This is a genomic window from Ningiella algicola (genome assembly GCF_028401415.2).
In the GTDB taxonomy this organism is placed as follows: domain Bacteria; phylum Pseudomonadota; class Gammaproteobacteria; order Enterobacterales; family Alteromonadaceae; genus Glaciecola.
Genome location: NZ_CP171821.2, coordinates 1,188,641 through 1,208,593, shown reverse-complemented (window position 1 = coordinate 1,208,593; position 19,953 = coordinate 1,188,641). Strand labels below are relative to the sequence as shown.

Genomic DNA, 19,953 nt, shown 5'->3' with positions numbered 1-19,953 from the left:
GCTACGCTCCTTTCGTTTCTGTCAGCGATGCATCATCGTCCGAATTAGACGTGGTGGGCGTAAGCGATTGAGTCACCGCTTGAACAACGGCTTGCGCTTTTGCACGGGTCTCGTCCGCTTCTGCTTGCGGCATGGAGTCTTTCACTACGCCGGCGCCGGCTTGCACGTACGCTGTGTCATCGGTGACAAACGCACTTCGAATCACAATGCAGGTATCAAAATCGCCATGTCCGTTAAGGTAACCTACCGCGCCGCCATAGCTTCCGCGCGTGCAGCCTTCGGTTTCGCGTATTAATGTGGCTGCGCTAATTTTAGGCGCGCCCACTAAGGTGCCCATATTCATACAGGCTTGATAGGCATGCAGGCCATCTAAATCATCTCTAAGCTCGCCAACCACGCGGGACACCAAATGCATTACGTGAGAGTAACGGTCCACTTTAAGTAAGTCTTTAACATGCCTTGAGCCTGGTTTTGATACCTTTGCAACATCGTTTCGCGCTAAATCTACCAGCATAATATGCTCTGCCTTTTCTTTTGAATCTTGCTGTAGATTGAGCTCAAGTCGGCTGTCCAAATCAAGGTCAACTGTGCCATCACTGCGCTTGCCTCTTGGACGAGTGCCCGCGATGGGATAGATTTCTACTTGATTAGAGTCTTTGTCATATTTCAGAGCCGATTCTGGTGATGCACCAAAGATTGAAAAGTCTTGGTCGGATAAGAAAAACATATACGGCGAAGGATTGCTTTGCTTCAAGCGTCTGTAAGCAAGCAATGGCTCAGGGCAGGGCAGTGAAAACGTGCGCGAGGGAACCACTTGAAATATGTCACCATCTAGAATGTGTTCTTGAAGGGCTTCTACCTCCTGGCAGAATGCTTTGTCGGATTTATCAACATTCGGTACGGAGTCGGTCCTCTTTTTGCCAAGCGCGCTCTTCGCATTAAGCGAGTCATTTTCAGGTTCTAGGCTTTCCAATGAATGCTTAATCGATTCTATACGCTGTTGAATATCAAAGTATTGCTGAGCCACATTGGGTGAGCTAAACACGCTACCCAGAATTTGCGTTGTTTGCGCTTTATGATCAATCAGCAAGAGTGTTTCGGCGAGATAAAAAACGTAATCAGGGCAGGTGTTTAAGCCTGTTTTGACCTCAGGTAATGACTCAAAGCATGCTAGTAAATCGTACGAGAAAACACCGCCCAAAAACACGCAGTGCGGGTGCTCTCTGATTACGTGAAGCTCAGATTGCAATGTGCGCAGAACATCCAATACAAAGGGCTGCTTTAGGCGACTGTCTTCGTCAAGTGAGTCGTCGGCTTTTTCGAATACAAACTCGAGCGTGTTGTTTTGAGATTCGTCTAACTGAGACTGAGGATTGTGCTTAGCAATATTTGAAGGCAGTTTCTCTGAGAGAAAGGGAAGTAGGGATCGGCCGTTTTGCGTCAAGGCCTGAACCAATACCTGCTGGCCTTGGCATTCAATTCTAAGGGCCGCATCGCATAAAATAAGACTTTGCAAATTGTCTTTACTATCAATCTCTGCGGACTCTAACAATACACTATTTTTCCCTGCAATGGCTTGATACCCCTGCAAGGGATCAGGCAAATAGGGCGCTTCTGCAAATATGGTTTCTACCTTTCCTGATTGTGTGCCTAGTTGAGCCAAACTCATGTACGTTCCTATTAAATTGTTATTTCTTGATGCATTTACAAGGTGTTATTAAAAAATCTCATCGGAAAAATCGCAAAAAACAAGCATAAAAAAAGCCCGATAAACGGGCTTTATTAACATGCACAAGATTGCAGAGCCCCTAAAGTGAGTTGCTCCACCACCAGTTTGCTGTTGCAAGGCAAAGTGTATTTACCAGCAATGCATTGTGTTTCGATATTTGCATGTTAACCATTATTTGTTTTGCTCAAAAGTTGCTTTTGGATAAGTAGATTGCGCTATATAGAAGCGTTTCTTTTTATCTCTTTTACAAGAGACAAATGAAACGTACAGCACTAAAATAACGCAATTTACATATTAACTTAAAACTTTGCCGATAAAGAAGGTATCCTTGATAACCTACTTGCAACGAGCCCCTATAGAAGATAACAAATGCGCAAAGTTGTCAAGAGGATTTGTAAATAACCTGAAGTCGGGTTAACTAGATCAACATGCCCTAGATACGAGAGCGATTAACTTGAGAATTGACCTTCACTCCCACACGCGTTTCTCAGACGGTGCCTTGAGCCCTGATGAGTTGGTAATGCGTGCGCAACAAATGCAAGTTGATGTGCTTGCTATCACCGACCACGACACAGTAGACGGAATTGAACCTGCCATTAAAAGTATCAACACAATCTACCCTAAACTTTCGTTGATAAGTGGGGTTGAAATCTCTACGTGGTGGCACGGATTTGAAATCCATGTGCTCGGGCTTGGTGTCGATCACAACGATGAAACGTTCCTTACACGTTTGGCTCAGCAGCAAAATGAACGTGCTCAGCGCGGCAAAGATATGGTGTTAAAACTTCAAAAGGTCGGCGTCGATATTACTTTGGAGGAAGTCCACAGCCTCGCACAAGGGGTTATCTCCAGGGCGCACCTTGCAAAATTGCTTGTTGATAAACAAGTGTGTTCCCATCCTCAGCAAGCCTTCTCCAACTATTTGGGGAAACATAAAAAAGCGTATGTGCGTCCTAAATGGATAGACATTAAAAGCGCAATTGCTTGGATTCATGATGCTGGCGGGCAAGCAGTATTGGCGCATCCTTTTCATTATGATATGACGACAAAATGGCTTCGTCGTCTGTGTCATGAATTTGCGCATGACGGAGGCGATGCAATGGAGGTTCAGCATCCTAATTTGCCTAAACCTAAGCGAGACTTGATGATTGAGATAGCCAATGAATGTGAGTTATTGGGCAGCGCCGGTTCCGATTTTCATGCACCCGGCCGCTGGACTGAACTTGGTCGTCGTTTAGATTTGCCAGATACGATTAAACCGCTTTGGCATGATTGGTTTTAGCGTGGAGCTTGAGGCATAAATTCCACTGCAATTCAGCGTAGCTTTGATATACTCTCACCATAAGGCGCATTTATACAGCGACGACCCTGTTTTAAATTGAGCGCAGGCATAATAAAGTCAACACGCACTAGAGCAAACAACTTCAAATGAGCCAGTTTTTTTACGTCCACCCCGATAATCCACAGGCGCGCTTGGTGAAGCAGACGTGCGAGCTTATCAATCAAGGTGAAGTAGTGGTGTACCCTACGGATTCCGGTTATGCCATTGGCTGTCAAATGGAAAACAAAAAGGCTTTAGACCAAATATGCCGCATTCGAGACATCGACAAAGAGCATAATTTTACTTTGATGTGCCGCGATATGTCTGAGTTATCAGTTTACGCGCGAGTTGACAATGTGGCATTTAGGCAGATTAAAAACAATACGCCCGGGCCCTATACTTTTATCCTCAAAGCGACGAAAGAAGTACCAAAACGCTTGCAGAATCCTAAACGAAAAACCATTGGTATCCGCGTGCCCGACAACCCAATTGCGCTTGCAATTCTTGAAGAGTTAGGCGAGCCCTTAATGTCGACTTCACTGATTCTGCCCAACGAAAGCATGACCGAGACTGACCCTGAAGATATACGAGATAAGCTCGAGAAACGCGTTGGCCTGATTATTCACGGAGGATATTTGGGTGAACAACCTACCACAGTGATAGACATGTCTGAAGGAGGCACCCGCGTGGCGCGATATGGCAGCGGCGATGCGACGCCATTTGAATGATGTTTTTTAATATCACTGTTTTCTCAATACTCAGCGCTGTGAAGGACAATGCTTCCCCCAATATTGCGTCCAATTTTGTAACTCCTTTAGTTAAAATGCTCATAGGTAAACGCTGATATGGCGCTTCCCAACGAACCGATTAACAGCGAAAACCATCAAAGTACGCCCAGTCGAAGCGACGCGCTTACTCAACAACAACCGCTTGCACTGGCTTTTGTTAACGGTGAAGCACTCATCGAAAAACCAGAAGACCTCTATATTCCGCCGGATGCACTGGAAGTTATCCTGGAAACCTTTGAAGGTCCTCTAGACTTGCTGCTGTACCTGATTAGAAAGCAGAAGCTTGATATTGTTGAATTACCAGTGTTGCAGGTAACTCGCCAGTATATGGAATATGTTGACACCATGTCTGAGGTAAAACTTGAGCTTGCAGGCGAATACTTATTAATGGCGGCAATGCTTGCTGAGATCAAATCACGCTTACTATTGCCCAAGGTGGCTCATGATAATGAAGATGAAGAAGATCCTCGCGCGGAGCTTATTCGTCGACTTAAAGAGTATGAAAAAATTAAAGAGGCTGCCCACAGCTTAGATAGCGCTGTGAGGCTTGAGCGCGATTTATTTGTCGCGCATGCTGACGCCAGTGACAACGTACAGGCCATTAAATTGTTGCCGCAGGTACAACTTCAAGAGCTTGCATTTGCTTTTACCCAAGCCATGCAAAGAGCGAATGCCTTTGAACATCATCACATCGAAAAAGAAGTGCTTTCTACTCGGGAGCGCATGAGTTTGTTACTCACCAAGCTGTCTCATGCAGACTATATCAGCATTGATAAAGTGCTCAATCCAAGCGAGGGGAAATCAGGTGTAGTGGTGACCTTTATTGCGATTTTAGAGTTGTGTAAAGAGGGTTTGGTGCTAATTGAGCAAGCGCAGCCCTATAGTAATATCCATCTAAAACTCGGAAGTTTTGACGATGAATAAGATAAACGATTCCCAGCTCAAACAGCTCCTTGAAGCCGCTATATTCGTTGCTGACGAGCCTCTGTCTACAGATAAGATGCGGGGAACCATTTTAAGCGAATTTTCGGTATCCTCACGTCAGTTAAATAAGGCGCTAAAAGAGCTTGAGCTTGACTATAGTGGGCGTGGGATTCAATTGCTGAAAGTTGCGTCAGGCTATCGTTTTCAGTCCAACTCGGGCCTAGGCCAACTGCTAAGCAAACTCTGGCAGCAAAACGTGCCAAAATATTCTCGCGCCATGTTAGAAACGCTCGCACTAATTGCGTACCGCCAGCCCATTACCCGCGGTGAAATCGAGGAAGTTAGAGGGGTAGCCGTAAGTAGTCATATTATAAAGTCGCTGACCGAGCGGGACTGGATAAAAACTGTTGGACATAAAGAAGTGCCTGGAAAACCGGCATTGTTTGCAACAACCAATACCTTTTTAGACTACTTTGCGCTTTCGTCAATTAGCGAGCTGCCATCGACAGACTTATTCGAACACATGAGCGATGATGATGCCAGCGAACTTGCAGCAACGGATAATGCATTACAGCCAAGCAAAACGAGCACCGCAGATGACGCAAGCGGCATCGAAAATGATAAGCAGCATTTACATTAGGGATAGAAACAGTCGATGAGTGAAAAACTACAAAAGGTCTTGGCGAACAATGGCGTAGGCTCAAGACGGGAAATGGAACGCTGGATAGAAGACGGCCGTGTGTCAGTCAACGGTAATGTGGCCACGCTAGGCGATCGAGTCGAAGCGAATGATCAAATTCGAGTTGACGGAAATCCCCTGGCTCGCGCTAAGGAAAAGTCTGCCTGTCGCGTGCTAATGTACAACAAACCTGAGGGCGAGTTGTGTTCAAGAAAAGACCCTGAGGGCAGGGCGACAGTATTCGACCGGCTTCCACACATTGTGGGCGAGCGTTGGATAGCAGTTGGACGCCTAGATATAAACACCAGTGGTTTGCTGCTATTTACCAACGATGGTGAACTGGCTAACCGATTAATGCATCCCTCCCATGAGGTGGAGCGAGAATACGCTGTGCGCGTGTTTGGCGAGGTAAAGCCCGCAACGCTGAGAACCTTATGCAAAGGCGTAGAGCTTGAAGACGGCATGGCTAAGTTTAATCATATTCATGTTCGCCCGGGCGACGAAGAATCGCTTAACCAGTGGTATAACGTGACCCTTTCTGAGGGCAAAAATCGAGAAGTGAGACGCTTGTGGGAGTCCCAAGGCTTGCAGGTTAGTCGACTTATTCGCGTTCGTTACGGTAACCTGGAAATGTTTAAGCGCTTGCCTCAAGGCGCCTGGATAGAGCTTGATTTGAAAAACGTAAATGGTCTTCGTACTATGGTGCAATTACCTGATGAGACCGAAACAAAAGTGCACACCTTGGATACACTCGACCACACAAAACTATCGCGAATGCGCCGGTCGGTGAGAAAACACAAAACCAGTAAGGTAGCGTCTTCTCGTCAGCGCAACCGACAAAATTTAAAGAAAAAACCCTCAACGAGACGCTAACGAACAATGGAAAATAATTCGCAAAATGCGACTCGTATGGTCTTAGGTATCGAGTATCAAGGCGGGGCTTATCGAGGGTGGCAGCGCCAGTCGCATGTTTCAAGTATTCAGCCTTTAATTGAACAGGCTCTTGAAAATATTCTACGGCACCCGGTGAACGTCACTTGCGCTGGGCGCACTGATGCGGGCGTGAGCGCCACCGGGCAAATTGTACACTTTGATACCGAGGTTTCTCGACCCTTAAAAGCTTACACCCGAGGTATGAACACCTTATTGCCAAAAGATATTGCGGTGACCTGGGCACAAGAAATGAGTAGCGACTTTCATGCGCGTTTTAGTGCAGTTGCTCGTCGCTATCGCTACGTAATTTTCAACAGCGCACTTCGGCCGGGAATTTTACAAAGTGGATTAACGCATTGTTATCAGCCCTTGGATGAGCGTCGTATGCATGAGGCTGCTCAATGCCTAATAGGGGAGCATGATTTTACTAGCTTCAGAGCATCATTGTGCCAATCCAATACGCCGTTTAGAAACATTTACAATGTTAGCGTCAACAGAATGGGTAGCTACATCATATTGGATATCAAAGCGAATGCCTTTTTGCATCATATGGTGCGAAATATTGTCGGATCACTACTTGTGATTGGTCAAAAAGAAGCGCCAGTTGGCTGGATGCAGAGTTTGCTTGCCGCCAAAGATAGAACCTTGGCGGCGGCCACGGCTAAGCCCAATGGTTTGTACTTAGTAAAAGTGTATTATCCTGAGCAATTCAATGTTCCCTCAACGCCGCTAGGCCCGCTTTTTTTGTCTGCAAGTTGACTACAACTAAGCTTAAACCTTGCTTTTAGTCTAGCGGTCGAATTCTGTGCAAAGTTGATTGCTTCGCTCTCCAAACTCAATAATTGTGTCTTGGTAGTCTAGGCATTGTTTTGAATCACATGCTCTCACCAGAAAATCGTGTGCAGTGGCGTCAATATCTCTTATGTATGCGATGGTACTGTCAATCTGAGCAATCGGCTGGCTATTGCTCAGCGTTTGCGTTCCCTTTTCTATCGCATAGATATTGAATACGGGATTGTCAAAGTGTCTTACGCTGTACTGTAAGCCTGAAATATCGAGTTGGTAGGTTTCACATATTTTCTGAAGCGCTGTGTAGTTTAAAGTCAGCACCTGTTCATTGCATAGCCCAGAAACATTAGATGCAGGCGTCGCTTTTGCTTTTGTGCTTAATGTCATACCTGATAACACTTGCACAGCCCTTTCTGTATTTAAGATACCCGCGCCGCAGTAATAAGTTTCATAACAATCGGAGCTTTTGGGGAAGGGATCTGCAGTTTCCTGAATAAGGCGTAAAGCTTCGTCTGGCGTAATGGAGGGATCAATTTGCTTTAACTGTGCAATTGCCGCAGACACAATAGGTGCTGCCATGCTTGTCCCTGACATAAAGCGTCGTTTGCTGACAATGTCGCGAGATATATCAAGGGTTTCATCGCCGGTCATCTGCTCGAACACGCCATATGCGGCGACGCCGTCTCCGATGACTGCGATGTCAACACCTGTGCCATAATTTGAATATTCAGCCTTATTACCATTGCTATCGAGTGCAACGACGGTGATAACGCCTTCGCATATTCCTGGTGACTCGGCTTTGTCGATATCGCTGTTTCCAGCAGCGGCAACCACCACGACACTTTTGTCGCGCGCAAAATCGATGGCGTTTTGATAAGCGCTAATGCAGGCTTCATTCGCACCCCCTAATGATAAGTTTATAACGTCAGTTTTTTCAGTTTGTCTCCACGTTTGCTGTTCTTCATCATTAATAAGTGTACTGGCAACTTCTGCAGAGCTTGCGCCAGAAAGCCAATATATTCCTTTCGCTATGTCTGAGCTCCATCCAGTGCCGCACTCCATGCTTCTAGCATAGACGATGTCGGCATCAGAGTAGCCTGCTAGGCCAACGCCATTATTCATGCTCGCGGCTGCAATCGATGCAACACCTAAACCATGATATGCTGAGTCGCCATCACAGATGCGTTTAGCACCGCTGCTGAATTGGTCATTCATAATTGGACCAATTGCACGACCATCTTCGCTTTCTTCACGAACAAAGTTAGCACCGTCTCTAAGCACAAAATCATCGGCCATCGAAAATTCACCGTCCACTATGCCAATTCGAGATGGGCGGATAGGAGAGACGATGTTAAAAGCGGTTATCGCTTCGGGTGAGGCGAATTTGCCTGCAGAAGTATCTTCAAAGTTAGCAAGTTGGCTACTTCGGAAAAAAGGATCGTTTGGAACAATTTCAATACTTCCATTAGCCAATGCGCTGGGCTGCCATATGACGCTTGAGCTCTGTGCGTTTTTCAGTTTTGTCTCGTAGTATTCGCTGTTAATTGCTGTCCCTAGAATGACAACCCGCTCAGCTTTTGAGCTAGAATGACCGTAAAGTTCGTCGAAAATGCGCTGGCGATGTTCACCCGTCACCATCGTTATATCGCGCTTGTGTGCACCTTTATAATTTGCTGAAAAAGCTGTTTGTTTGCCTTGTTGTTCGACGAATAGTTGCTCCATAAGCTTTTCAGTCGCAAGCGCTGAATTGATGCTAAGTAAAGCGCAAGTTACTGCTACACAAGTGGTTGATCGTAATTTCATTAGTAACTCCTACAAAATTCCGCAGTATGCAGCAGAGCTAGCGGTCTCTAAAAATCGATACTCTTCATTAAATTCAAATTCAGAGCTTCCATTGTTGCCTTTGAGCCATTGACCGTAACGGCCATCTATTTTTATGGCAGAAAGTTCGCCCGAATCTTTGTCAATCGATAGGTCACTAACATTAGAAATTGGGTAGAATTGAGGAAGTCCTAAATCTAAGTTCGAATATTCATTCGCTAGAAAAGAGTCATCGTAATAGTGCTTGTAGATTTCAAAGGCTTCTGTAATAAGTGATTGCATTTCACCTGTCTGCTTGACTGCATCTTCATCATCTAAAGGTTCAGAGCGATAAGCAATGTCGGAATTGTCGTTGATTAGACTAACTAAAGATTCCCATGCTGAATTGGCCTTGTCTATCTGGTATTGAGTGCGTCGGTCGAGTTCGGAACGCGATATGTAGCCGAGTATTTCTGATTGAAGACTGTAGCGCCGTTCAACGGATCGAATTTGGTCTAACGGAAATTTGCTGAAGTTTTCAAGCGCAGTAAGCATTGCTGCAGCATCAGAATAACGCGCTCTTTCATTATTCATCACTGCGACAACAAGATTGGTTTCTGCAGTTAAATCACCAGCTTTGACTTTAAGGGTTAAAGTTTGGACGAGTTCGTCTATATCGAATGAGATTTCATTTGTTTCCAAGACCACTGAGTTGTCATCAAACCGCACATTTATCGCTTGACTATCAGAACGAGTGCTTGATTCATAAACAAGCGCTTCGCCTGTGGTATTTTTTATTTGGAGAGTTAACTCAACAGAAGTGCCGTCATCAATCAGTATTGTTTCAGGGTTATCTCTACCATCCGCAGACACTATGGACACTTCTAAGACTGGCGCTGGAGTCGGTGCAGGTGCCGGATTAGGTGAAGGTGCTGTTGATACTGGCGAAGGAGACACTGAGGAACCAGAATCGGACCCGCCACCGCCACCGCCGCATGCACCTAGCGAAGCTGATGCTACAATCGCTAACAATAAAAACTTGTAATTCATACGATAATCTCAAATTCATTCACCAAACGAATGATACAGAGATTTCAATTGGCAAGGGTTTGCCATTTAATACCTGTTTATTAATGTAGCTATAAAGCCTAAAGCAACCTCAACTTGGGATAAGCGACAGGGCCAAATAGCGCTAAAAACGCGAATTACTGTGTTGCAAAAGCGAGCAATAGAATGACTATTACGTCACTTTTGCTAATGGAAGCGATATTCAGCTTCGACTGTGACAAATCGAGGCGTATTTGGATATCCTGCAAATGTGCCGTTTTGTTCAGGTACGAAGAATCCGGCAACAAAAAATTCCTCCTCAAACAAGTTTTCTGCGCGCAAGCTTACCGCCCATTGCTGATCACTACTTTGTATACCTAGCTTTAGGCCCACCAAGGCCCCAGAATCATTAAAAGGTGATGAATCGCTGCTCTCTGCGCGATGCGATGAATAAGCCCTTACATTGCTGTGTACAACCCAATTAATCGTGTCGGTAAGTTGCGGCGTGTAGGTAATATTGAAGTTATAGCCATTTCGAGGGGAGCCTGCAAGCTGTTGGCCTTGCAAGCCATCAAGCGGTGTTCCAGCTAAGTTTGCATCATCATCGAAATTGGCTTCGTTGTATGTGTAGGCAACACCAATTTGGACACTATCAGATGGCGTGTATGTGGACTCAATCTCAAGCCCTTTTGAAATGGTTTTGTCTACGTTTTGTACGGTAAAATTTGTGCCGGAAAAAACCAGTGACTGAAAATCTGAAAAATCTTGATAGAACGCACTTGTGTTTACAACAAGAGACTTATCAAGGAAGCTTGTTTTTAAGCCGAACTCAAAAGCATTCACTGTTTCTTCATTAAACTCTAAATCGTCCATTTGCGCGCCATCGCCCCCAAAGAGTATGCTATCGAATCCACCGCGATCCAGATTGTAGCCGCCCGCCTTATAACCGCGGTCATAACCGCCGAACAGTAGTGTGTTCTCGCTAAGTTGATAGGCCAGTTTCAATGTCCCCGTGACAGCGTTTTCGCTTCTATCATCTGCATATTGACCGTTAAATTCTGTGTTAATGGCCGGGTTGCAAGATAGCAACACTGCTGCACCTCCAGCAACGCTTAGTAATCCTTGCGTAAAAGGTGCATTGTTAGGATCAAGGTAAAAATCACAGGCGGGGAGTCTTCCGTTAAGATCAGCGCGAGCATCTTTACTTTCATGCAGGAAGCGAATACCTGCGGTGATGCTAAAATCCTCAGTCACTGAAAACACATTATGGCTAAATAAAGCGATGGATTCGGTTCTCACATCAAAGTTATCCGCTAGTTGTCCATCGCCTTCTGCTGAGCTAGGCACTGGAATGGGGAGCAATGTCGGAACAGCGGGGCCAAGACTACCGAATAATTGTCCACCCGCCAGGCCACTGAGCAACAAATCTACGTATAAATTGCCTTGACTACCAACGCGCACAGTGTCGGTCAACCCTAAGTCTTGATTGGAATAAAATGCGCCAACTAAGTAGTCTAAGCGCTCATTGAATGCCAGGCCTTGCAGGCGAATTTCCTGCATGAAATCGGCAACCGAAGAGACATAGTCATCGCGGTATGCGCGGTCAATGCCAGAAAAATCAACGTCCATACCCCTGTTTACTTCCCAGTCACGATAAGCGGTTTGAGAATATAGCGTGCCAAATGAAAGCTCGTATTCAAGATCGACAGAAATGCCCCACTCATCCACCTCTTCCCCTAAATCGCGATTAGGGCTAAAGGCGACTTGTGATTCTTCGATGGTTGAAGTCACTATGCCTTGAAGGCCAAGGAGGCTTGCGCCAGCGTCCACTGCAGGCGCTGTTGGTCCAGTAAAAATATTGATTCCCGCACAGCAGTTTTCATCGGTGGAAGCGCCATCAACAATAATTCTAGCGCGCAAATCCGAGCCCTCATACATAGCCTGACCGCGCAGGGTAAATCTATCCACGTCGTTAAATTCGCGTGCACTGTTTACGTCGTCGATGTATCCGTCGCGCTGTCTCGTTGAGCCATTTATGCGCACTGCCCATTCATCATTTATAGGTTGATTGAAGGCGGCTCTTAGCTCGCGTGCGCTGAAGTTTCCTGCCGCAAGCGCGACATATCCCTCTTGTTCAAATGTTGGGGCTTTAGTGGTGATTGTTAACGCACCCGCTGAAGTGTTTTTGCCGAACAAAGTTCCTTGAGGTCCTCTTAAAACCTCTACACGTTCTAATTCGGGCAGCTCTGACAAAGCAACGCCCGTGCGGCTACGATAGACGCCATCGATAAAAATACCGACGGCGGGCTCGAAACCGGGGTTGTCAGACCCTGTCCCTATTCCTCGAATACTAATTGCAGTGGCCGTTGCAGCCGATTGACCAGTGCTGACGTCGATACTTGGAGACAAGTTTTCCAAATCTCGTATGTCGCGCATACCAATGTTATCGAGTAAATCTGCTCGAAATGCTGACACGGAGACAGGGACTTCTTGCATGGAGGCGGTTCGCCTGAGCGCATTGACTTCGATGACTTCCAGCGCAATTGAATCATCGTCAGTAGAGGGATCTGATTCTTGTGGAGTAGGTGCTTGCGCTTGCGCAAAAGTGCTAAGCGTCATGGTCAAGCTTATTTGCGTGCTTAGCGCCATCGCAATAGAAAATACCATCGGTTTTAAGCGGTACCTGCATGCTACATTTGGCTGATTGGTATTTTTCTTCATCATGATTCCCTCGATTCTAAGGCCACAAATTGACGTTCTTAAACAATGCTCAGTGCCGCTGGCGCGCGAAATATCGCTAAATTTAGGCACGCAAACACTCATCAAAGCACTGAAAGCTTTGCTACAAAATTAATCAATATAAAATTCAGCCCGGTTTGCTTGCTTGCTGCACGGTTTCAGAGTACCTGCTTTGCTCACTTTGACTGATGTGATCCCACCCGGGTGGTTTGTATAAATATTTTATCTTGTCGCTAAGCTTTTCTGCTCGCTTGATTTTAAGCGCGAGGCCTTTAATGCCAGCGAATTGAGCAACAATTGGGTTGTAGGTATTCAAAGGGGTGACTAAGCCGTACTTTGGCTCCTCTTCTTCGGTTTTAAAGGTACCGAAGATCTTGTCCCAGACAGACAGAACTTGACCGTAGTTCTTGTCGATGTATTTAGTTTGGGTTCCGTGGTGGACTCGGTGCACTGATGGAGTGCACAAAAACTGTTCTAACACCCCCATCTTATTGACTAAACGGGTATGATTAAAAATACCCCAAAGATTTTTGAAAAAGGCGACGATAGCGAGTTGAATTAAATCGACACCCATCAGCGGAAGCAAAAAGTAGGCAGGTTGTGCGAGCTGTCCCAACAAAAAACCTCTGGCCGCCGTAGTAATATTAATCTCGTTAGATGAATGATGAACATGGTGAAATGCCCAGAAAAAACCTACGCGATGGCTAATGTAATGGTCGACGTAATAAGCAAAGTCGTGAAGCAAAAAAATAACGACCCAAGCCCACCAGAGGTTTGGCATGTCGAACAGTCTAAAATTTTCATAGACAAAAATGTAGATAGCAACGAAGAGTGCAGCAAATATAAGAGATTGAGATATAGACGTGAGCGTGGATACCCCCATGCTGTAAAGGCCGTCTTTGTCGTTATACTCTTTCGGTTTGAGCCAGATGTATAACAAGCGTTCTATCGCTATCATTGATAAGTACGTAAATAACAATACCGTAAACAGTTCTCCCGTTTCGGCAAGTGAATATATAAAGTTTAGTACTCCGACAGCATCTTCTTGCATGCGTGTATCTCGTCAATTTTTTTTGGATCGATTTGTAACAAAGATGTTAATCTCATGTCAGTTGAAGTTTTTCATTGACTGACTAGTTTGTCAATGAAAAAATATCATCATGAATTTTTTGAAAAGATTTACGCGTGCAAACGCGAGTAGAGATTAGGTAAACAAATGAAATCGAACATGCCGACGCCGGCATCCATGACCAGAGCTCAGGGAAAAAAGTTCACCCAACAGGCTATTAAAGATGCCGCTAGCGCGCGCTTCTTTAGCATCGGGTTTACCGGCACTTCGCTGAGCGATATAGCAAGCGATGCCTCGGTAAAAGTGCCCTTGGTGGTGTATCACTTTAAGAATAAAGAAGGCTTGTGGAAAGCGTGTGTCAATGACGTTTTTGCGCGCTTAGATGCTGCTTTAGAGCATTTGTTTGACACTTTGAAAGGTCTAAGTGGTGAAGCGTATCTTCGCGCTTTACTAACTGGATATATAAAGTCTACCGCTTCAGCGCCAGAATACATGCGTTTGCTTTTTCTTGAAGGCATGCAGCAGAGCGACAGGCTAGAGTGGCTTGTTGATACTCATCAGCGTCATCATAGTCATCTGATTATGAATATTATTGAGCAAGCGCAAAATGCAGGTACCTTCAAAAAAGTCGATATTATGCATGCAAAATACATCCTAGCGTCTGCGGTTGCCTCTCCCTTTATTCTTGCGCCTGAATTTAAACTTATCAGTGGTCAATCGGCTGATGATGAATCTGTGATCAACAAACATGTCGATACATGCTTAAGCCTATTGTTTGACCTACCTAAATCAAGCACTTAGCCCTTCAATTAATCAGTGCTATCATTTATAGTACGTGCATTGTAAATGCTGCACACAACAGTCAAGAATTCTAAAAAGGGATCGCTGCCATGAGCTGGATCGAAAAGATACTGCCAAAAACAAACTCTTCAATTAAGAGTAATGTACCTGAGGGGATTTGGACAAAATGCGGCTCATGTAACGCTGTGCTCTATAAAACCGAGCTTGAGAAGCTGTTTGAAGTGTGTCCCAAATGTGGTCATCACATGAGAATTACCGCGCGAGCGCGCATCAATTCGATTCTTGATAGTAAAGATAGGGAAGAGCTTGGTGCGAGCTTCGAACCCCAAGACGTGTTGAAATTTAAAGATTCTAAAAAGTATAAAGACCGCATAAGCAGTGCACAAAAAGCGACAAAAGAGAAAGATGCATTGGTGGTGATGAAAGGAACAATGAATGGCATGCCTGTGGTGATAGCATGTTTTGAGTTTTCTTTTCTCGGTGGCTCGATGGCATCGGTAGTCGGCGCACGTTTTGTTGAAGCGGTGAATGCCTGTTTAGAGCATAATTTGCCTTTGATTTGTTTCTCTACCAGTGGCGGTGCACGCATGCAGGAGGCTTTGCTATCACTCATGCAAATGGCCAAAACGAGCGCAGCACTTGCACGTCTAAGTAAAAAGGGTCTGCCTTATATATCTGTATTAACCGACCCAACCATGGGCGGTGTATCGGCAAGTCTAGCGATGCTGGGTGACATTAATATTGCTGAACCAAAAGCCCTGATCGGGTTTGCGGGGCCCAGGGTAATCGAACAAACGGTGCGTGAAAAACTTCCAGAAGGCTTCCAGCGTAGCGAGTTTTTATTAGAGAAAGGCGCAATCGATATGATTGTGGATAGGCGAGAAATGCGCGATACACTTTATCGTATTTTGAGCAAGCTTCAAGGCAACTCAGCCAGTACTGGACATAGTACTGGTGGAAAAGTTCAAAGTGCCGAAGAGCTGCCCGATTTAAGCAATACACCCGTTTCTAATCCCAAGCCCGATTAACTAACGACTCTTCCTAGTGCGCTGATGAAGCGGTCTCTTACTGAATGGCTAAGCCATATTCAAGCAAGCCATCCGAGCGAGATTGATATGGGCTTGTCACGAGTGGGCGAAGTGGCTAACCGCCTTAAGCTCGACTTCAGCGATTGTATTGTGGTTGGCGTTGCCGGCACCAATGGCAAGGGCACCACTTGCCGGATGATTGAGACTGTATGCGCATCAGTTGGCTTGAGCCTTGGCGTATACAGTTCACCTCATATTTTACGTTTCAATGAGCGCATTAGACTTAATCAAGATGAATGCGCTGATTATCAAATCATTAATGCTTTTGAGCGAATAGAGCGCGCTAAAAGCAGCATTAGCCTCACCTACTTTGAGTATGCAACGCTTGGGGCATTGCTCATATTTAATGATTTTAAGCCAGATATTATTTTGTTAGAAGTGGGTTTAGGCGGCAGGTTGGACGCGACTAATATCGTGGATGCGGATTTAGCGGTGCTGACAAGCATCGGTTTGGACCATCAAGACTATCTTGGCGATACGCTAGAGGAGATTGCGTTAGAAAAAGCCGGTATTGTAAAAGCACACAAACGCGTGGTAATTGGCTATGCGGACCGTTTCGTTGATGCTGAAAATGCGATTAACGAAAAAACTAAGGCAGTGCTCAGGCGCGACACAGATTTTTTCTTAACTTCACCGAGCAAAGGCCACATAAAGTTTGCAGGAAAAACCTTTGACTACGCTTGGTCACAACGCCACATTCCACAGCAGAATGTCATGACTGCATTAGCTTCGCTGTGGAGCATCCAGGACTTACTTAAGCAAACGAAGAAGACTAAGCGAGGCGAGGCGCTGAATGAATGTTTAGTCGACAGTCAAGGCATTGCGAGGCTTATCGCGCAAACTCGTTTACCGGGTCGCGCGCAGCTTATAGAGGGCGGTGAACACGCCGCTAATATTCTTTTAGACGTTGCACATAATGAGGCATCTGCTAATTACTTAGTATCTGTGCTTTGCACTTATCGCTTTGAGCGCTGTCATATTGTAGTGGGTATGCTTAAAGATAAAAACATCAAGCAAACTTTGCTTGCGCTAAATCGTATCAATGGGCAGGGTGAAGTGAAATGGTATTGTGCATCACTGCCAGGCTCGCGAGGCGAACAGGGCGCAGTATTGCAAAATATTCTTGCGACAGATGTGTGTGCTTACGGCGAGCTCATTAGCGCATTTGACAGTGTAGAGGGCGCGCTTAATAGTGCTATTAAACAAGCATCGATTGCTGATATTATTGTAGCGGTTGGATCCTTTGTCACGGTGGCGAATGCCGCGCACGTTTTAGGCTTAGATTGGCAGTAAATATGAATGCAGCGTTACAAAACAGATTAGTTGGAACAATTATTGTTGTCGCATTAGTCGTGATAGTGCTGCCAGAAGTGCTCGATGGCGAAAAGGCGCAATCCAGCGCCGAATTTGTTGACATACCTGACGCGCCACCCGCAATGCAAATAGAAGAAGTTGAGCCCTTTCCGCAAGCCTTATTAGATGAAAAGCTCGACAGACCGGTAGAGCTTATTGATGAACAAGCACTAGATGACATTGCGCCAGAGGATAGAGCGTCAGAGGAAGGATCTCTTGATGCTGCCTCTCAAGCACCATCTAATGATATCAGCGAAGTAAGCGAGCAAGCGCAAGTGTCCTTAGATGAACCAAGCCCTGAGCAAGATGCAACTATACCAAGCTCGACTCCTAACGACGCTGTTGTGCAGGATTCTGGATGGGTCATTCAATTAGGCAGCTTCCGCTATGAAAAAAACGTCAAAGAGTTGATTGCCACTCTACAGGGTGAGGGATATCGCGCCTTTAGCCGACCGGTTGAAACTAGCGTTGGCGTATTAAATAAAGTTTTTGTTGGGCCTGAGCTGCAAAGAGAGCCGCTGGAACAAGCGCTTCCTCGCCTGCAAGAACTGACAAACTTAAAAGGAAAAATAACTGAATTTGAGGTTAGCGCTCAATAAGGTTATTTGATAAACTTCGCGCCACTTAACCGAAAGCTAAAATGTCCGTCGTCGGGAACGTTCACATCCATGAACTGGTTTGATTTTACTATCATTGGCATTATCGCATTTTCTGCGATTATCAGTGTCGTTAGAGGGTTCGTCAAAGAAGCAATTTCACTTGTTATCTGGATTTCGGCGTTTTTTATTGCCAGCCAGTTTTATCTCTCTCTTGCAGAATATCTCACACAAATAAACGATACAATGTTTCGCAACGGCGTCGCCATTGCCATTTTGTTCATTGGCACGTTAATCACAGGCGCGCTCATAAATTACGTGATTTCTCAGCTCGTAAAAGCCACAGGTTTATCTGGCACCGACAGAGTGCTTGGCGCGGTTTTTGGCGCGCTTAGAGGCGTATTGATAATCAGCGCAGGACTATTCTTTTTAGATACATTCACGCCAGCGGCCTCATCTGCTTGGTGGCAGGCATCTATTCTCGTTCCTGAATTTGCATTTATCATTGAATGGTTTTTTGAATATGTGGAAGGAAGCTCAAGTTTTCTTTCTGGCGCATAGTGCGCGAATTATGCATCAGCTGTTTACACAGCTAATGCGCATTTTTAAGTGACAACAGGGTTTTATAAAATATGTGTGGCATCGTCGGTATTGTAGGGAAAGAGCCTGTCAATCAATCAATTTACGACGCACTGATTGTGCTGCAGCATCGCGGCCAAGATGCCGCGGGCATTATGACCATTGAAAACGACATGTTTAATTTGCGAAAAGCAAATGGCTTAGTACGTGATGTTTTCCACACCCGACACATGAAGCGCTTAACGGGTAACGTGGGTATTGGTCACTGCCGTTACCCCACCGCTGGTAGTTCAGATTCTGCCGAAGCACAGCCCTTTTATGTTAATTCTCCCTTTGGCATTGCGTTTGCTCACAATGGCAATCTGACAAATTCACATCAATTGCAACAAGACGTGTTTAAGATTGCTCGCAGGCATATAAACACAAGCTCAGACTCTGAATTGTTACTCAATATATTTGCCCACGCTTTGCATGAAACGGCAGATTTAACCATACACCCTGATGAAATATTCGCTGCGGTTGAGCGTGTTCACAGCGCGATAAGAGGCGCTTATGCGGTTGTCGCTGCCATTATCGGGCAGGGTATGGTCGCGTTTAGGGACCCGCACGGCATTCGCCCACTCGTGCTGGGCAAACGCGTTACTGAAAAAGGCGACGAGTACATGGTTGCCTCAGAAAGTGTTGCACTTGACGCGGTAGGCTTTACCTTTATACGCGATGTGGCACCTGGTGAAGCTGTGTATGTGACTGAAAACGGAGAGCTTCACACCAAACAGTGCGCGAGCAAGGCAGCGTGTCACCCTTGTATATTTGAATTTGTCTATTTTGCCCGCCCTGACAGCTTTATCGACGGGGTTTCGGTATATGCATCCCGTGTCAATATGGGGCGTAAGCTTGGTGAAAAGATTAAACGAGAATGGGAAAATGTTGATATTGATGTTGTGATCCCCATCCCTGAAACCTCAATGGATGTGGCGCTTCAAATAGCGAATACGCTTGATTTACCTTATCGTCAGGGCTTTGTGAAAAACCGCTACATAGGCCGCACTTTCATTATGCCAGGCCAAAAAATGCGCCGTAAGTCAGTGCGCCGAAAGCTCAATGCGATCCCTTCAGAATTTAAAGGGAAAAATGTATTGTTAGTGGATGACAGCATCGTTCGCGGCACGACCTCAGAGCAAATCATTGAGATGGCGCGTGAATCTGGAGCCAATAAAGTCTATTTTGCTTCGGCAGCACCGGAAATTCGCTTCCCTAATGTATATGGCATAGATATGCCCTCGGCAAACGAACTCATTGCGTATGGACGCGAAATTGAACAAATATGTGAATGCATAAAAGCAGACGGATTAATCTTCCAAGATATCGAAGACTTGGTTGATGCGGTGAAAGAAGAAAACCCAAGTATTTCACAATTTGAGACCTCGGTATTCGATGGAAAGTATGTGACGGGAGATATCGATCACGATTACTTAGAGAGAATCGATAAAGCGCGCGGTGAGTCCTCAAAGTCAGCTTTAACTTTTCAGGCAGAGTTGAGTAATTTAGAAATGCACAATATGGATAACGAGTGATACTTAGCGTTGTGTTCCATAAACTTCTAGCGCGGTAGCAAGGCACATTGTTTTTACCGATCTAAGCAAGTTTTTGTGCAATCGACCAGTACGCTTCAGAATTTACTGAAATAATGTGAGTAGAAACCGAGTTTTTCATTCTCA

The 19,953-nt window shown here is 45.4% G+C and carries 17 protein-coding genes; 12 read left to right on the top strand and 5 right to left on the bottom strand.

All coding sequences use genetic code 11. The features are described from left to right. Position 1: 1 nt before the first annotated feature. Positions 2-1,669 (bottom strand): anthranilate synthase component 1, encoded by a 1,668-nt coding sequence (locus PN836_RS05380; protein ID WP_395344237.1) that lies wholly within the window; start codon positions 1,667-1,669, stop codon positions 2-4. 514 nt (positions 1,670-2,183) lie between these two features. Between PN836_RS05380 and PN836_RS05375 the strand changes: the two genes are divergently transcribed. The 6 genes from PN836_RS05375 (at position 2,184) to truA (ending at position 7,133) form a co-directional block, all read left to right on the top strand. Then, positions 2,184-3,011, top strand: coding sequence for a PHP domain-containing protein (locus PN836_RS05375; RefSeq protein ID WP_395344236.1), 828 nt, complete (start codon positions 2,184-2,186; stop codon positions 3,009-3,011). A gap of 146 nt (positions 3,012-3,157) precedes the next feature. Then, positions 3,158-3,778 (top strand): L-threonylcarbamoyladenylate synthase, encoded by a 621-nt coding sequence (locus PN836_RS05370; protein ID WP_395344235.1) that lies wholly within the window; start codon positions 3,158-3,160, stop codon positions 3,776-3,778. 117 nt (positions 3,779-3,895) lie between these two features. Then, on the top strand, positions 3,896-4,762 hold the full coding sequence (locus PN836_RS05365) for a segregation and condensation protein A (RefSeq protein ID WP_395344234.1): 867 nt from the start codon (positions 3,896-3,898) through the stop codon (positions 4,760-4,762). Continuing rightward, a complete protein-coding gene (gene scpB, locus PN836_RS05360) occupies positions 4,755-5,402 on the top strand; it encodes an SMC-Scp complex subunit ScpB (protein WP_395344233.1) in 648 nt (215 codons plus the stop codon). Before PN836_RS05365 ends, scpB begins: the two co-directional genes overlap by 8 nt. Positions 5,403-5,417: 15 nt before the next feature. Continuing rightward, positions 5,418-6,314, top strand: coding sequence for a 23S rRNA pseudouridine(2605) synthase RluB (gene rluB / locus PN836_RS05355; RefSeq protein ID WP_395344232.1), 897 nt, complete (start codon positions 5,418-5,420; stop codon positions 6,312-6,314). A 6-nt stretch (positions 6,315-6,320) separates the two neighbouring features. Beyond that, positions 6,321-7,133, top strand: coding sequence for a tRNA pseudouridine(38-40) synthase TruA (gene truA, locus PN836_RS05350; protein ID WP_395344231.1), 813 nt, complete (start codon positions 6,321-6,323; stop codon positions 7,131-7,133). Positions 7,134-7,163: 30 nt separating this feature from the next. Here the strand turns inward: truA and PN836_RS05345 are convergent, their stop codons facing one another. From PN836_RS05345 to PN836_RS05330, 4 genes are all read right to left on the bottom strand, one after another. After that, complete coding sequence (locus PN836_RS05345) at positions 7,164-8,966, bottom strand: S8 family serine peptidase (RefSeq protein ID WP_415926388.1); 1,803 nt, start codon at positions 8,964-8,966, stop codon at positions 7,164-7,166. A 9-nt stretch (positions 8,967-8,975) separates the two neighbouring features. Further along, the gene (locus PN836_RS05340; protein ID WP_395344229.1) at positions 8,976-10,013 is read right to left on the bottom strand and encodes a hypothetical protein; all 1,038 of its coding nucleotides are present in this window, start codon (positions 10,011-10,013) and stop codon (positions 8,976-8,978) included. 204 nt (positions 10,014-10,217) lie between these two features. Beyond that, positions 10,218-12,821 carry a TonB-dependent receptor gene (locus tag PN836_RS05335; RefSeq protein WP_395344228.1) on the bottom strand — a complete coding sequence of 868 codons (2,604 nt, stop codon included), beginning with the start codon at positions 12,819-12,821 and terminating at the stop codon, positions 10,218-10,220. A gap of 55 nt (positions 12,822-12,876) precedes the next feature. Continuing rightward, entirely contained in the window at positions 12,877-13,800 is a 924-nt protein-coding gene (locus tag PN836_RS05330) for a sterol desaturase family protein (protein WP_395344227.1), read from the bottom strand. 165 nt (positions 13,801-13,965) lie between these two features. On the opposite strand from PN836_RS05330, the gene PN836_RS05325 reads away from it, so the two are divergent. The 6 genes from PN836_RS05325 to purF all read left to right on the top strand — a co-directional run bounded on the left by PN836_RS05325 (position 13,966) and on the right by purF (position 19,809). Then, positions 13,966-14,619: a TetR/AcrR family transcriptional regulator gene (locus PN836_RS05325; protein WP_395344226.1), complete on the top strand. Its 654-nt coding sequence runs from the start codon at positions 13,966-13,968 to the stop codon at positions 14,617-14,619. A gap of 89 nt (positions 14,620-14,708) precedes the next feature. Continuing rightward, the gene (gene accD, locus PN836_RS05320) at positions 14,709-15,647 is read left to right on the top strand and encodes an acetyl-CoA carboxylase, carboxyltransferase subunit beta (RefSeq protein WP_395344225.1); all 939 of its coding nucleotides are present in this window, start codon (positions 14,709-14,711) and stop codon (positions 15,645-15,647) included. A 24-nt stretch (positions 15,648-15,671) separates the two neighbouring features. Next, positions 15,672-17,000: a bifunctional folylpolyglutamate synthase/dihydrofolate synthase gene (locus PN836_RS05315; RefSeq protein WP_395344224.1), complete on the top strand. Its 1,329-nt coding sequence runs from the start codon at positions 15,672-15,674 to the stop codon at positions 16,998-17,000. A gap of 2 nt (positions 17,001-17,002) precedes the next feature. After that, complete coding sequence (locus PN836_RS05310; protein ID WP_395344223.1) at positions 17,003-17,659, top strand: SPOR domain-containing protein; 657 nt, start codon at positions 17,003-17,005, stop codon at positions 17,657-17,659. A gap of 69 nt (positions 17,660-17,728) precedes the next feature. After that, the gene (locus PN836_RS05305; protein ID WP_395344222.1) at positions 17,729-18,217 is read left to right on the top strand and encodes a CvpA family protein; all 489 of its coding nucleotides are present in this window, start codon (positions 17,729-17,731) and stop codon (positions 18,215-18,217) included. A gap of 71 nt (positions 18,218-18,288) precedes the next feature. Then, entirely contained in the window at positions 18,289-19,809 is a 1,521-nt protein-coding gene (gene purF / locus PN836_RS05300) for an amidophosphoribosyltransferase (RefSeq protein WP_395344221.1), read from the top strand. Positions 19,810-19,953 lie beyond the last annotated feature (144 nt).